At 69.2% G+C, this 14,619-nt stretch carries 12 protein-coding genes and 1 tRNA gene; 4 read left to right on the top strand and 9 right to left on the bottom strand.

Annotation, left to right across the window (positions count from 1 at the left end; genetic code table 11):
• Window positions 1-6: 6 nt before the first annotated feature.
• The 5 genes from IEZ09_RS08810 to IEZ09_RS08830 form a co-directional block, all read right to left on the bottom strand.
• Window positions 7-348 carry a DMT family transporter gene (locus IEZ09_RS08810; RefSeq protein WP_189253108.1) on the bottom strand — a complete coding sequence of 114 codons (342 nt, stop codon included), beginning with the start codon at window positions 346-348 and terminating at the stop codon, window positions 7-9.
• Window positions 349-622: 274 nt separating this feature from the next.
• Window positions 623-1,090: a thioredoxin-dependent thiol peroxidase gene (gene bcp, locus IEZ09_RS08815; protein ID WP_189253109.1), complete on the bottom strand. Its 468-nt coding sequence runs from the start codon at window positions 1,088-1,090 to the stop codon at window positions 623-625.
• Between the two features lie 9 nt (window positions 1,091-1,099).
• Window positions 1,100-1,627, bottom strand: coding sequence for a hypothetical protein (locus IEZ09_RS08820; RefSeq protein ID WP_189253110.1), 528 nt, complete (start codon window positions 1,625-1,627; stop codon window positions 1,100-1,102).
• Window positions 1,628-1,952: 325 nt separating this feature from the next.
• Window positions 1,953-2,981 carry an LLM class flavin-dependent oxidoreductase gene (locus IEZ09_RS08825; RefSeq protein WP_189253111.1) on the bottom strand — a complete coding sequence of 343 codons (1,029 nt, stop codon included), beginning with the start codon at window positions 2,979-2,981 and terminating at the stop codon, window positions 1,953-1,955.
• A 7-nt stretch (window positions 2,982-2,988) separates the two neighbouring features.
• A complete protein-coding gene (locus tag IEZ09_RS08830) occupies window positions 2,989-3,723 on the bottom strand; it encodes a hypothetical protein (protein ID WP_229812363.1) in 735 nt (244 codons plus the stop codon).
• 77 nt (window positions 3,724-3,800) lie between these two features.
• Between IEZ09_RS08830 and IEZ09_RS08835 the strand changes: the two genes are divergently transcribed.
• Window positions 3,801-4,853: an NAD(P)-binding domain-containing protein gene (locus tag IEZ09_RS08835; protein ID WP_189253112.1), complete on the top strand. Its 1,053-nt coding sequence runs from the start codon at window positions 3,801-3,803 to the stop codon at window positions 4,851-4,853.
• 374 nt (window positions 4,854-5,227) lie between these two features.
• Here IEZ09_RS08835 and IEZ09_RS08840 read toward each other — a convergent pair whose 3' ends face one another.
• Both IEZ09_RS08840 and IEZ09_RS08845 read right to left on the bottom strand, forming a co-directional pair.
• Window positions 5,228-5,842 carry a DedA family protein gene (locus tag IEZ09_RS08840; RefSeq protein ID WP_189253113.1) on the bottom strand — a complete coding sequence of 205 codons (615 nt, stop codon included), beginning with the start codon at window positions 5,840-5,842 and terminating at the stop codon, window positions 5,228-5,230.
• Window positions 5,843-5,937: 95 nt separating this feature from the next.
• Window positions 5,938-8,454 carry an NPCBM/NEW2 domain-containing protein gene (locus IEZ09_RS08845; RefSeq protein ID WP_229812365.1) on the bottom strand — a complete coding sequence of 839 codons (2,517 nt, stop codon included), beginning with the start codon at window positions 8,452-8,454 and terminating at the stop codon, window positions 5,938-5,940.
• 223 nt (window positions 8,455-8,677) lie between these two features.
• Here IEZ09_RS08845 and IEZ09_RS08850 point away from each other — a divergent pair, with 223 nt between their 5' ends.
• On the top strand, window positions 8,678-10,936 hold the full coding sequence (locus tag IEZ09_RS08850; protein ID WP_189253115.1) for an ATP-binding protein: 2,259 nt from the start codon (window positions 8,678-8,680) through the stop codon (window positions 10,934-10,936).
• 128 nt (window positions 10,937-11,064) lie between these two features.
• Here the strand turns inward: IEZ09_RS08850 and IEZ09_RS08855 are convergent.
• Window positions 11,065-11,139, bottom strand: a tRNA-Leu gene (locus IEZ09_RS08855).
• 107 nt (window positions 11,140-11,246) lie between these two features.
• Between IEZ09_RS08855 and IEZ09_RS08860 the strand changes: the two genes are divergently transcribed.
• Entirely contained in the window at window positions 11,247-11,468 is a 222-nt protein-coding gene (locus IEZ09_RS08860; RefSeq protein ID WP_030469566.1) for a DUF3618 domain-containing protein, read from the top strand.
• On the opposite strand, the gene IEZ09_RS08865 is transcribed toward IEZ09_RS08860, so the two are convergent.
• Window positions 11,465-12,076: a TetR/AcrR family transcriptional regulator gene (locus tag IEZ09_RS08865; protein WP_229812366.1), complete on the bottom strand. Its 612-nt coding sequence runs from the start codon at window positions 12,074-12,076 to the stop codon at window positions 11,465-11,467. The two genes, IEZ09_RS08860 and IEZ09_RS08865, sit on opposite strands and share 4 nt — an antisense overlap.
• A 238-nt stretch (window positions 12,077-12,314) precedes the next feature.
• Here IEZ09_RS08865 and IEZ09_RS08870 point away from each other — a divergent pair, with 238 nt between their 5' ends.
• Complete coding sequence (locus IEZ09_RS08870) at window positions 12,315-14,603, top strand: glycosyl hydrolase family 95 catalytic domain-containing protein (RefSeq protein ID WP_229812367.1); 2,289 nt, start codon at window positions 12,315-12,317, stop codon at window positions 14,601-14,603.
• The last annotated feature ends 16 nt before the right edge of the window (window positions 14,604-14,619 follow it).

Raw genomic sequence — 14,619 nt, forward strand, 5'->3', positions numbered from 1 at the left:
ACGAGGTTAGACGGTGGCCGCCTGCGCGTGGGACGCAACGGACACGACGCACACGCCTGCCGCGATGAGGGCCATGCCCGCCAGCATCGCGAGGTTGAGCGGGTCGGCGAACAACACCCGGCTCGTCACGGCCACCAGGGCGATGCCGGCGCCCGCCCAGATCGCGTAGGTGATGGCGACGGGCAGGCCCATGCGGATCACCACCGATTCGAGGTACAGGGCGGTCAGGAAGCCTGCGCCCAAGCCGATCACCGGCCACGGCTTTGTGAAGCCGTCGGAGTACTTGAGACAAAGGGTTGCGAAAACTTCCGCGCCTACGGCGACGGTCAGCAGTATCCACTTGAGCATTGAATTTTCCCAGCACGAAATGCACGCAGCGCTAGGCGTACGTGTTTGGAGGAACGATGGACCGCGGGCTCAAAAGCCCAGGTCAACCGCCGCGCGTGGGGAAGTGGACACGCAGGACGAAATCAGACGGGATGTCGGGGCCGCGAGGTGCCGTCAAGCGACACACGGTGTATCACCCTCACCGGAACAGGGGCGGCTTTGTTGCACGCCCTCCACCCGACCATACCTCAGGAAGGGGCCGTCGCCGCAAGTATTGCGGCGACGGCATCACATTTCAGGAGGGCAGTTCGCGCAGCAGCTTCGCGACGTGGCCGGTGGCGCGCACGTTGTACATGGCCTTGACGATCTTGCCGTCGGGGCCGACGAGGAACGTCGAGCGGATCACGCCCTGGACGGTGCGGCCGTAGTTCTGCTTCTCGCCGAACGCGCCCCATTCGACCAGGACCTTCTTGTCCGGGTCGCCGAGCAGCGGGAAGGTCAGGCCCTCGGCGTCGCGGAACTTCGCGAGCTTCTCCTGCTTGTCGGGGGAGATGCCGATGACCTCGTAACCGAGGTCGTTGAGCTGGGCGAGGCTGTCGCGGAAGTCGCACGCCTGCTTCGTGCAGCCCGGCGTGCCGGCGGCCGGGTAGAAGTACACGACGACGGACTTGCCGAGGTAGTCGGACAGGGACACCGGCTTGCCCTCGCTGTCGGGCAGCGTGAACGCGGGCGCGGTGTCGCCAGGTTCGAGACGACTGGTCATGCCCCGAGCCTAGGCCCGGCCTTCGAACACCGTGGCCGCGTCCTGGCCCTGTCCTCCCGGCTGGATGGTCAGCTGCATCTGCACCGGCAGCTCCGAGACCGCGAACGCCAGCTGGATCTGGGTGTCGCGGCCCGGCGGCAGTTCGGCGACGGCCGCGGCGAGGCCGTTGAGGCCCTGCACGGAGTCGACGAGCTCGGCGGCCGGGTTGCCGTCGGCCGTGGCGCGCACGGCGAGCTGGGAGGGGCGGTAGGAGGCTTTGGAGCCGTTGTAGACCGTGATCGTGAACACCGCGGTGCGCTTGGCGGGCGGGATGGCCGTCGAGGACGGGGTCAGCGAGCGGGGAGCGGACACCACCACGGAGAGGCCGGAGGTCCACACACGCTGGGTGCCGAAGGCGGCGGCGCCCGAGGCGCTGGGCGTCTCGGCTCGCTGTTCGACCGTCAGGTTCTCGTCCGGGGTGACGGCGACGCTGGGGCCCGCACATCCCGCCACGGCCAGCAACAGGCACAGGCCCGCGGCCGAGTTGGCGAACTTCACGAACTCCCCTTTCCCACCCCGGCGGTGGGTGTGAACGACTCCCGTCAACTGTGACGGTGCCGAAGGGGTGGCGGGGACCGAAAGAGGGCCTTGAAGCGGACCTGGTGCCGGGCCGTGGCCGTCTCGTGATGGGCGGCGTGGGCGGCGCCACACAAGTGCGCCTGCCCCACGCCGACCGCCTGGTGAAGCTAGGGAGCGCGTCGGGGGGCGTGCGCGCTCACACCGATCATCGCGCAGGGTGTGTCTGGCGCTACAAGCGGAGCCGTTTATCACCCGTTCAGACCAGCGGCAGTCGTACGAAACGTGAAGCTCACGCCTGACCGACTCACGTATGTGCGGCTGAACGGCCCATCGAAGGCGTCCGTTCGGCCACCTCGCTGAGCAATTCGAACGAACGAAGGCGGTCTTCGTGCCCGTCCACGATGGTCGTCACCATGAGTTCGTCGGCGGCCGTCGACTCCATCAACTCGTCGAGCCCGGCGCGGACCGTTTCGGGGGAGCCGATGATCTGGGTGGACATGCGATCTTCCACCACCAGCCGGTCGATCTCGGTGTACGGGTAGGCCGCTGCCTCCTCCGGCGTGGCCAGCGGTGCTGGACGGCCCTGACGCAGCCGCACGAACGACAGCGCGCCCGGACCGGCGATCCAGCGCGCGTGCTCGTCGGTGTCCGCGACGATCACCGAGGCGCACACCATCGCGTACGGCTCGGCGAGAACCTCGGACGGGCGGAAGTGCCGCCGGTACAGCTCCAGCGCCGGCAGCGTGTTCTGCGCGCTGAAGTGGTGGGCGAAGGCGAACGGCAGGCCCAGCAGACCAGCGGCCTGCGCGCTGTAGCCGGACGAGCCGAGCAGCCAGATCGGCGGCTTGTTGCCTGCGGCGGGCACGGCGTTGAGCTCGGCGGTGCCCTCGAAGTACTTGATGAGCTCGGTCAGCTCCTGCGGGAAGTTCTCCGCCGACAACCCGGCCTCGGTGCGCCGCAACGCCCGTGCCGTCTTCTGGTCGGTGCCGGGCGCGCGGCCGATGCCGAGGTCGATGCGGCCGGGGTGCAGGGCCTCGAGCATGCCGAACTGCTCCGCGACCACGAGCGGAGCGTGGTTGGGCAGCATCACGCCGCCCGAGCCGACGCGGATCGTCGACGTGGCGTCGGCGATGTGCCCGATCAGCACGGCGGGCGCGGAGGACGCGATGCCGGGCATGTTGTGGTGCTCGGCGAACCAGTAGCGGTGGTAGCCGAGCCGTTCGGCCTGCTGAGCGAGCTCACGGGAGTTCCGCAGCGCGGTCGTCGCGTCCGATCCCGACGTGATCGGGGCGAGGTCGAGAACGGACAGCGGGATCTCACTCAGTCGGCTCATACATCGATCAACACCGATGCTTGGTGACTTCTTCCGTGACGCGGGTAACTCGTTTCGCGGCCTGCTCGTACGTGGTGCCCTCGGGGTGCAGGGTCAGCACCGCGACGATGCTGAACAGGCACGTCCCCGACGTGTGCATGGCGGGCGACTTCAGGTCGAGGTCCCACTGCACACGCGGGCGCGGCCTGTCGACGCACGGCTTCGCCGGATCACCGAACCCGGACCAGCCCTGCTTGAACGCCGGCCACCAGGTGGCCGACGGCAGCCCGAACGACTGGTCGAAGCCGTCGGACGCGCACTTCTCCGCCCGGTGCAGATGCCCCATGATCGTGCGGCGCACCTTCGGCTTCGCGTCCTCGAGCACGTACCGGTAGATCTTCACGACGTCGTGGGCGCTCACCGCGGTGTAGCCCCACATGCCGCGCCTCTCCGGCGGCCGCGTGTCCTTCAGCCCGAGACGCTCGGCCGTGCGGACGACGACCTGCTCCCAGCCGTTCTCCACCCAGAGCTCGCTCGCCGCGTAGTCGTCGCTCGCGCGCAACATCGGCTCGATGCGCGGATCGTCGCCGCGCGTCTCCAGCTGCTCGATGGCGATGAGGATCTTCACCAGCGAGGCTGATCTGATCGGCTTGTGCACGTCCTTTCCTGTGAGCGTGTGCGTGATCCGGTCGTACACGGCGTACGAGACCGTCGTCGTCGGAACGGGCGTCGCGAGCAAGGCCATCGCCAGCAGCAGATGCACGACCCCGGACGCTAGCGGCGAATGATCCGTGGATCACACCTGAGAAGAACCAGCGCACGCTTTCGGTTGACTGTGATGTGACGGATGTGGTGGTGATCGGCGCGGGACAGGCGGGCCTGTCCGCCTCCTACTTCCTGCGACGGCGCAACGTCGACCACGTGGTGCTCGACGCGAACGACGCTCCCGGCGGCGCCTGGCTGCACCGCTGGCCTTCGCTGCGGATGCGAACCGTGCACGGCATCCACGAGCTGCCCGGCATGCCGTTCGAACAACCCGCACCGGACGAGCCGGCGAACGTCGCGATCCCGTCGTACTTCGCCCGCTACGAACAGCTCTTCGACCTGCCGGTGATCCGCCCGGTGAACGTCACCCAGGTGGTGAACGACGGCTCACTGCTGAAGGTCGAGACCTCCGACGGCGTCTGGACCACCCGCGGCCTGATCAACGCGACCGGCACGTGGCGCCGCCCGTTCTGGCCGTACTACCCCGGCCAGGAGACGTTCCGCGGCCGCCAGCTGCACACCGCCGACTACCAGGGGCCTGAGGAGTTCGCGGGTAAGCGCGTGGTGGTCGTCGGCGGTGGAGCGTCCGCGACGCAACAACTCATGGAACTCGCTCCTTTCGCTTCGGAAACCCGCTGGGTCACGCGGCACGAGCCGGTGTGGCGGGAAGGACCGTTCACCGAGGACTACGGCCGCTGGGTCGTCGGCATGGTCGACGAACGCGTCCGCAAGGGACTCATCCCGCGCAGCGTGGTGAGCGTGACCGGCCTGGCCTTGAACGACCAGACGCGGGCCGCGATCGCGTCCGGGGTGCTGGACCGCAAGCCGATGTTCGAGCGCATCACTCCTTCCGGGGTCGAGTGGGCGTCGGGGGAGCACTTCGACGCCGACGTGATCCTGTGGGCGACCGGGTTCCGGCACGACCTCGAGCACCTGGCGCCGTTGCACCTGCGGTCGGCGGGTGGCGGTATCCAGGTCGACGGGACTCGCGTGGTGAGCGATCCCCGCATTCACCTTGTCGGCTATGGGCCGTCGGCCAGCACGATCGGGGCCAACCGGGCTGGGCGCAGTGCTGTTCGCGAGTTGGTGCGGTATCTCGACGGTGCGGAGTTGGCGGCTGCCCGGTAGAGCAGCGGTCGCGGTTGGTGGGACTCGGGAGGACTTCGGCGGGCGCGAGTCGCGGCCGTGGTGCTGGTGCGGGCCTTGAGTGCCCGGTGTCGTTGCACTCGCGGGTGGTGGTCTCCGGGTTGGTGGGTGACGGTGGCCGCCTTGTCGGGTGTGGATTGTTGGTGGGCGCGGCCGTGGGTCTGGTGCGGCCGTGAGTGCCTGGTGGTGTTGCGCCTGCGGGCGCTGGCCTCCGGGTTGGTCGGGACGTAGGTGGCGGCGCACGCCTTGTCGCGTCCGGACTGTTGGTGGCACGCGCGTGGCGGTGGCCACTTCATCGGGCGCGGGGCTGTCGGTAGGCCCGGTCAAGGCTGGCGGTGCCTTGGCGGGCGCGCGGCTCAAAGGCGCGAGGTCTCGCGCCTCTTCGCCAGCCGGGTGAGCACGAAGGTCGCCACGGCCACGACTGCCAGGCCCAGCACCACCTTCGAGGCGAGGCCCACGTACTGCTCGACCAGGTGCCAGTTGTCGCCCAGCAGGTAGCCCGCGAGGATCAGGGCCGTGTTCCACAGCAGGCTGCCCGCCGCCGTGTAGGCGAGGAACGGGGCCATCCGCATCCGCTCGATGCCTGCCGGGATCGAGATCAGGCTGCGGAAGACCGGGATCATCCGGCCGAAGAACACCGCGCGGTAGCCGTTGCGTAAGAACCACGCCTCGGTCTTGTCCACGTCGGACACTCGCACCAGCGGCATGCGCATGGCCACGCGGCGGACGCGGTCGCGGCCCAGCAGGGCGCCGACCCAGTACAGCAGCAGGGCGCCCGCCACGGAGCCGAAGGTGGTCCAGAGGATCGCGTCGAGCAGCGACATCTTGCCCTGGGCCGCGGTGAAACCGGCCAGGGGCAGGAAGACCTCGCTGGGTAGAGGCGGGAACAGGTTTTCCAGCGCGATGGCCAAGGCCGCTCCGGGGGCGCCGGCTGTCTGCATCAGGTCGGTGACCCAGTCGACCAGGTTCATGGGGTCCAAGTTACGGAGGAAGTGAGGGGAGGACAGTGGGGTGGACCGCAGAATCGGGGTGGGGGAAACCGCACCCCGATTGCTGCGGGAAACCGTCAGGAACAGCGAATCCTCGCGTCCGCCCAGGAAGCGTGGTCGTTCTGCGTGCCGTCGCCGCCGTCGAGAACGCGCAGCGTGAGAGTCCTCACGCCGGTCACGTCCGCGGACAGGTCGCGGGCCGGGGTGCGCACTCCGAGCAGTCCGGTGTCGGCCAGGACCACGCCGTCGCCGAGCACCTGGAACGACACCGTGCCGCCCGCGCGTTGCCGGGCGACGTCCAGACCGGCCTCGTCGTCCACGCCTACCGAAGCGGCGAAGCCGGTGCAGCGCGCGTCCAGGACATAAGTGATCTCCGACGACGCGTGGGTGCCGAGACCCTTGCCATAGGTCGTGCGGCGGATGGCGATGCCGCGGCCGTCCCCGGCAGCGGTGCCGCCGTTGGTGATGTCCTTCTCGACCGGGCCGTCACCGCCGACCGCCGACGCCCAGGGCCGATCCGAGAGGTAAGACCAGCCATCGGAAAGAGGCCGGACCAGGTGCACGCGTGCGGTCTTCTCGGCCTCCACGCCGCGGTTGAACGACGCCACGACCGGGATGTCGAAGTAGCCGTAGGACGACGGCTGCGCGGGCGGCACCACCGTCCACGAGCCCGACAGCGCCTGGCCGGGACGCACGACCCGGGCCGAGACCGCGGACCCCTGCACGGACCACCCGGCGGGCACGCGCGGCGCCAGCACGACGTCGCGCACGTCCTCACGCGTGGTGAACAGCCCGGTCACGGTGAAGCCGCGAGCAGAAGCCGAGACCGACGTCGCGGGCACAGCGGACACCGGCCGCTCGCATGTGCGCGACCCCGCGCGGCAGGCGATGGCGGCGAAACCGCCGTTGGCCGCCACGTCCAATGTCAGGACATCACCAGAACGCACGGTCCGCGACTCGCGCACCAGACCGGCAGGGCCGTCCCGGGTGATCTCCACAAGCCAACGTCCGGCAGGCAACGAGAACGGCACCGACACCGTGCGTGCGGCACCCGAGTAGCCACCGCCGATGAACCACCGATCACCGGACCGCCGCGCGAACACCGAGTGGTCGGCGGGACGCCCGGACAGCAACCGCGTCTCGTCCCAGGCCGTCGGCACCTGGTCGATGAACCGCTCCGCGACGGGACGCGCCGCGTAGTCCTCGGGACGTCCGGCCAGATTGGCGAGACCCGACTCGTAGATCACGGTCAGAGCCAGCTCGTGCGCGTCGGACGTCGTGCGGGACGGCCGGTGCCAAGCCAACGGCGTGTAGTCCATGCCACCGACGACACCGCGCGTGAACGGCAGAGAAGTCAGGTGCGTTCCGGTGAGACCCGAAGACTTCTCACCGCCGTGTACGGCTTCCATCGTCATGACGTGCGGCCATGTGCGGTGAATGCCGTGCGGGATCGTCGAGCCGTGGAAGTTGACCAGCAACTTGTGGGCGGCGGTCTCCGCGAGAATCCGGTCGTACCAGCGGTAGCGGTCCTGCCCGTCGGAGTCCATGAAGTCGATCTTCACGCCCGCGATGCCCCACTTCTCGAACAACGCCAGGCGGGCAGCGCTCTCAGCAGGCGTGTCGAGTTCGTCGTAGTGGATCCACAGATGGATCTTCACGCCACGAGCGCGCGCGTACGACACCAGGGATGGGATCCACGAGGTCTGCTCCCACGTCGGGTCGTAGTCCCAGTTCGGGTCGAAGTACCAGCCCGCGTCGACCAGCGCGTACGGCCAGCCGTGCGCCGCCGCGTAGTCCACGTACTGCTTCTGCAGCGCGAGGCTCTGGCCAGCCTCACGGCCACCGGCGAGCCAGCTCCAGAACACCTTGCCGGGCTTGATCCACGACGTGTCGCGCACCCGAGAGCGCGGCGCCAGGTCGTCCACGAGCGTCGACGACGACACGTCAGCGAGAGACCCCACGATCGCCGTGCGCCACGGCGACTGCCACGGCCCGTCGACGAGCACCTTCTCGTCCCAGTACTTGATCGAGAAGGCGCTCGAACCCGCGGTGTGCACCAGCCGGGCACCCGAGTGGCGACCATCCACAGAGGACTCGGTGAGCAACGAGTACACGCCGTTCGTCTCGAACAGGGCCGGGTGCAGGTACTCGGCGGTCTCCGCGGCGGCCGCATTGGTTTGCACGAACGGGTTTTCGTAGTCACGCCGGTACTTCGCGATCCACGCCGTCGAAGCAGAAGGCACCACGAACGCCGACGTCTCGCGCAACACGTTGCCCAGCCCGGCCGGCAGCTCGTACCGGTACGCCACGCCGTCCCGCGCCGTGCGCACGACGAGATCCAGGCGAGCCGCTCCGGAAAACGAGTAACGCTCTTCTTTGTGCATCACCGTGCGCTGCCGCTGCTTGCCCGACGACGCGGTGTAGTGCTCGGCCACGCGTCGTTCGGAGCGGCCAGTGAGCTTCAGTCCACTGGAAAGATCCGCTCTTTCCGTCACCACGCCCAGCGGACTGGGCTCCAGCACGGTGGTGCCGCCACGGGTCACCGACAGCGTCGGAACGCCGTTCGACAGCTGCACGACAGCCTTCGGCCACACGTCGATTTGCGCTGATGCAACAGGGGTTGTGGCACCTGCTGCCAGTGCGATGACGAGGGGTACCGCCGCGCGCCATCGCGCGATGGACAACCGCATGTCCAGTCCTCCCAGAACGTCGGTCGCGGCGGCGACAGATCCGATGTATACGCGCTGAAGCGTCATTGGTCCACAACGTCCCGGAAAGGCCTTTCCGCCCAGTAACCGGGTGACTACGATGCGTTTGATGGCCGAACAGGTGGGGACGTGTGCGACCTGCGGCGCCGCGACCGCCACCTCCCGGCGCAGACACGCGCGGTACTGCTCGAACGCCTGCCGTCAGCGGGCTTACCGGCAACGTGCGAACGAGCCGGTCACGGCGCTGGACAGCTTCATCGGCCGTGCCGACGAACTGGGCCGTCTCGCCGCGTTCGCCGACGCCCGCGTGCTCACGCTCGTCGGCCCGGCAGGAGTCGGGAAGACCAGGCTGGCCAAGGAGTTCACCCGGAATCGCGCCGGGGTGGAATGGGTCGAGCTGGCCTCGGTCTCGAACCAGGTCGCGCTGGCGTGCGCGACGGCGCTCGGCATCGGCGAGGTCACCCGCGAACCCGTCCTGAGCACCCTCGTGCACGCGCTGGCTCGCCGGACGATGGTGCTGGTGCTGGACAACTGCGAGCACGTCGCGGCGGAGTGCGCGGCGCTGCTGGAGCCGTTGCTGCTCGGCTGCCCCGGGATCCGGGTGATCGCGACGAGCCGCGAACCGCTGCGGGTGCCCGGCGAGGTGCTGTTCGCGGTGGGGCCGTTGCCGATCACGTGCGCGGTGGAGCTGTTCGCCGACCGTGCGCGGGCCAACCAGATCGGCCTGGAACTCGACGACAGGGACGCGCTCACCACGTTGTGCAGGCGCCTGGACCGGCTGCCGCTCGCGATTGAGCTGGCAGCCCGGCTCGTCACCGTGCTGCCGGTCGAAGAACTGCTGGCCCGCCTCGACGACCGGCTGGAGCTGCTCAACCGCGGCAACCGCACGGCGGCCGAACGCCACCAGAGCCTGCGCGCCGCGATCGAGTGGAGCTACGACCACCTCAGCGCCGACGAGCAGCACGCGTTCCGCTGCCTCTCGCCGCTGCCCGGCGGCTTCGGTCTCGACGTCGCGGTGGCTGCGTGCGACCTGCCGGCGGACCACGTGCTGGCGTTGCTGTCCGCGCTCGTGGCCAAGTCGCTGCTGACGTTCTGCGGCGGCGGCCGGTTCGAGCAGCTCGAGTCGGTCCGGTTGTACGGCAGGGAGAAGCTCGCCGGTCGGTCCGATGCGGTGATGGCGGGGATCGTGCGCTGGTTCGCCGCGCGCTGGCAGGACTTCACGGCGACCGTCTTCACGACCCCCGAGGTCGTCGACCCGCTGATCGCCGAGTGCGGCACCCTGCAGTGCGCCGTCGAGTGGACCGCCCGCACCGGGGATCCGCACCACCTGCGGCTCGCGACGATGCTCGCCGCCGCGTGGCGCGACCAGGGCCGGGTGTCGCAGGGCCGGTGGCTGCTCGACGCGGCGGTGCGAGCGGCGGAGGCCGACCCGGCGGTGCGCTGCCTCGCCCTGTGCCACCTCGCGTACCTCGCGGGCACGGAGGACAACGCCGGCCTGCGCTGGGCCGAGGAGGCGGTGACGCTCGGCCGCGAGCTGGGGGAGCCGGTGCTGCTCGCCCAGGCGCTCAACGCGCTGGGCGGCGAGCACGTCCGCGCCGAACGCAACGGCGAGGCCCGCAAGTACTACGAAGAGGCGGTCGCCCTGCTCGCTCCCATCGCGAACCCGCTGGACCTGGCGATCATCGAGCACAACCTGGCATGGGCGGCACTGCGCGCTGGCGACGTGGAGTTCGCCGACGCGTTGATCGCCGACGTTCTGCCCGTGTACCGGCGTCTCGCTTCACCGCGCAGGTTGTCGGTCTTCCTGCACACGGTCGGCGTGCGCGCGCTGCAACGCGACGAGGTCGACGCGGCCGCGGAGTCGTTCCTGGAGTCGCTGCGGTCGTGCCGGTCCGGCTTCTGGGTCGCGGACGTGCTGGAAGGCCTGGCCCTGATCGCGCACCGGCGCGGCGATCCGCGGCGCGCGTTGCGGCTCGTGGGCGCGGCGTCGTGCCTGCGGGAGGGCGCGTTCGCCGACGACCTGGTGTGGCACGCGGAAGTAATCGAGGTCGTGCGGGCGTCACGGGTGGCGTTGCGCGGCGTCGACACCTGCCTCGCCGAGGGGCGGGAGATGACCCGCGAACAGGCGGTGGCCTACGCGTTGGCGGACCAGGCAGAGCCGCAGGAGCTCAGCGAACGTGAGCAGCAGGTCGTGGCCCTGGTCGCGGCGGGGCGGACGAACGTGAGCATCGGGGCGGAGCTGCGGATATCGCAACGGATGGTCGAGACGCACCTGCAGCGGATCCGGCAGAAGCTCGGCCTGACGACACGTGCCCAGATCGCGGAGTGGAGCAGGTCGCCGCGGGTCAGCCCCACAGCAAGCCGCTGAACGCGCGGACCGGCCCGGGGGTCCGGGGGTGGAGCCCGCCGGGTGGGGCGTGGGGGCTTCGCCCCCGCAAGACACCACGAGCGACCTGGGCGAATGCTGTCCATGAGCACAGCTCATCCAATTGCGAGTGAGGTCGGGGGGACTCGAACCCCCACTGGCTGGGACCTAAACCCAGTGCCTCTGCCAATTGGGCTACGACCCTCACGTGGAAGCCTATCGGCCCCTCATGTACTCGCTCTCTCGGGTCGCTCGAAGCCGCGCTGCCGGTCGTCCACTACGGTTGGGCCCAGAACCGCTGCTAGGAGGACATGTGGCTCGCGATCCCGACACCATCCAGCGCGAGATCGAACAGGCTCGCACCGCGCTGGCCGCCACCCTGGACGAGCTCAGCGAGCGGGCGAACCCGCAGAAGCTCGTCGAGCAGGGCAAGTCGTCCGTGCTCGACGTGCTGAGCCAGCCCAAGGTCAAGTACACGCTGATCGCGGTCGGTGCGGTGGTCGGCTTCGCGCTGGTCCGCAAGCTGTTCCGCTAGGCGTGCACCAACGGTAGGAGCACCTGCTCGACGACCTTCTCCACGAACGGCTCGTCGAGCGGGTCACCGGTGAGCATCAGCCGGTAGATCAGCGCCGCGCCCGCGATCTCGACGGCCATGCCGCGCGGGGCGTCCGCCTTGAGCTCGCCCCGTTCGGCGGCGCGGTCGAGAATTCCGCGCAGGACGTCGCGCTGCGAGATCAGGAACGTCTCCCGGAACGCCGATGCCAGCTCCGGCTCGTGCGGCAGTTCGCCGACGAGTGCCTGGGCGGCCTTGCCGATCGGTCCGGAGAGGAACGCGGCGAACGACGAGAGGAACTCGCGCAGGTCACCTGCGAGGGATCCGGTGTCCGGTGCCGCGAGGTTCTGCGTGGCGAGCTGGGTGCACGTGTCGATCACGAGATCGAGCTTCGACTCCCACCGCCGGTAGATCGTGGCTTTGCCCGCCCGTGCGCGTGCTGCCACGGCGTCCATGGTGAGAGCCCGGTATCCGACCTCGGCCATCACCTCGAGCGCTGCCTGACGTAATGCGTCGTCCCTGCTGGCGTCGCGAGGACGGCCCCGCTGGGGGACCCTGCCCTCGTTGAACGCCGCTGTCGACACGGCCATGCCACCTCCTCGTACCAGGGCACGGCTCGTGCGTCGTCTCCCCGCCCCTTTGGCGGGACATCCTAGGCGTCTTCCCCATCTCGCAGGGTGACCAGCACCGGGTTGTTGCTTCGTGTTGCGGTTAGTTGGCTCTTGCGCGATGTGACCCAGAACTCCTACCTTTCCCACTTGTCTGGACCAAGCTGCACCGCCGCGCAGCGAGACGTAGTTGTCGTCATGCGCGGGCGAGGAGCGGGTAATGGTCTTTGGCAGGCGGGGTTTCATCGGCGGAACCACGGCGGCGGTGCTGCTCGCCCAGACGGGGGTCGCGACCGGGAAGGAGACCGGGCCCTCGGATGTCTTCGAGTGCGCCGGCATGTCGGAACGCGACTGGCGGGACTTCATCGGCCAGCAGGATCTCGTTTGGCGGAGGCCTCCGACCCAGTACGGGCAGGCGCCGTTCCTCGGTGACGGCAGGCTCGGCAGCGTCGTGTATGCCGAGGGCAACACCGTGCGGTTCACCGTGCAGCACGCCGACGTGCAGGACCACCGCACCACCGGCGGCAGCCAGTTCGGGGTGTGCAGACTTCCTGTCGGAAACCTGAAGATGACCGCCGCCGGCACCGTTTCGGCCGTCGACTGGCGCCTGGACCTGTGGAACGCGGAGCTGCGTGGAACCGTGACCACGTCCCTGGGCGTGATCTCGTTCGCCGTCTACATCCACACCGAACGCTCGGTGCTGGCGCTGACCGTCTCGGCGACCGGCACCGAGAAGCCCGTGTTGGAGTTCGTGCCGTCCAGAGCGATTCCGCCGCGCGCGGACTTCAACCCGCTGCCGGACGGCTACGTGCTCAACCCCGACCCCGTGACGAAAGCCGACGGCCGCGAAACGCTCGTGACCCAGGCGCTGAACGCGGGCGGCCAGACGGCAACCGCTTTCCGGCTCACCACCACCGGTGGCACGCAACGGCTGTTGCTCTCGGTCGCGCACACCTACCCGGAGGCCGCCGCCGACCGGATCGTGCTCAAGGCCGTACGTGAGGCGGCGATGCTCGGCGGATCGCTGGTCAGGTCGCATCGCAAGTGGTGGAACGCCTTCTACCGGAAGAGCTTCCTGTCGTTCGGCGACCAGCGGCTGCAGTCGTTCTACTGGATCCAGCTCTACAAGATCGCGTCCGGCTCGCGCGCGGGCAGCCCGGTGATGGCGACGACCGGCCCGTGGCTCGAGAAGACGCCGTGGGCCGCCGCCTGGTGGAACCTCAACGTGCAGCTGGAGTACTGGCTGATCCACGGCTCCAACCACCTGGAGCTCGACTCGATCACCACCACCCTGAAGGACAACCAGGACCAGCTCGTCCGCAACGTCAAGGAGCAGTACCGGCACGACTCCGCCGGCGTGGGCCGCAGCACCGACCGGACGACGTCCAACCTCGGCACGCTCCACGAGCCGGGCACGGGCGGCACCGGCGTGAAGGAGCTCGGCAACCTCACGTGGGCGCTGCACAACGTCTGGCTGTCGTACCGGCACAGCATGGACGTCCGGATCCTCTCCGACGTCGTGTTCCCGCTGCTGCGCCGGTCGATCAACTACTACCTGCACTTCCTCAAGAAGGGCAACGACGGCAAGCTGCACCTCGACGTCACGACCTCGCCCGAGTACGGCGACGCCCCCGACTGCAACTACGACCTGCAGCTGATCAGGTGGGGCTGTCAGACGTTGATCGACTCCGCGAAGCTGCTCAAGATCGACGACCCGCTGGCGCCGAAGTGGGCCGAGGTGCTGCGCGACCTCACCCCGTACCCGGTGAACGAGAACGGGTTCATGATCGGCGCCGGGGTGCCGTTCGTGAACTCGCACCGGCACTTCTCGCACCTGCTCGCGACGTTCCCGCTGATGACGGTGAACTGGGAGCAACAGGAGAACCGCGAGCTGATCGAGAAGTCGCTGCACCACTGGATGTCGCTCGAACCCGCGCACCGCGGCTACAGCTACTCCGGTTCCGGCTCGATCGCCGCGCGCATGTTCCGCGGCGACGAGGCCTACGCGTACTTCCTGAAGATGTTCGACACGACCAAGCGCTACCCGGTGCTCGAGAACACGATGTACACCGAGGCGGGCCCCGTCGTGGAGACCCCGCTGTCCGGCGCGCAGACGATCCACGACTTCGTCTGCCAGAGCTGGGGCGGCATCGTCCGGGTGTTCCCCGCCGTGCCGTCCGCGTGGCCGGACGTCGTCATCGCCGACCACTCCTGTGAAGGCGGATTCTCGGTCACCGCGAAGCGTTCCGGTGGCAAGACCCAGTTCGTGCTCGTCCGCAGCCGCGCGGGCGAGCCGTTGGTGCTGCGGCACGGCATCGCCGGCCCGGTGTCCGTGGTGACGCCGTCCGGCCGCCCCGTCCGGTACCACGACCGCGGCGACGGGACCTTCGAGATCCCGTTGGCCCGCGGGCAGGAAGTCCTGGTGCACCCCAGGGGCCGCCGCCCCGACCTGGCCGTGCGGCCGGTCGCCATCACGACCCCCGGCAAGCCCTGGGGTCTACCCGCGTGATGTTCGGAAAGGAAAG

Source organism: Lentzea flava (assembly GCF_014648475.1).
In the GTDB taxonomy this organism is placed as follows: Bacteria; Actinomycetota; Actinomycetes; order Mycobacteriales; family Pseudonocardiaceae; genus Lentzea; species Lentzea flava.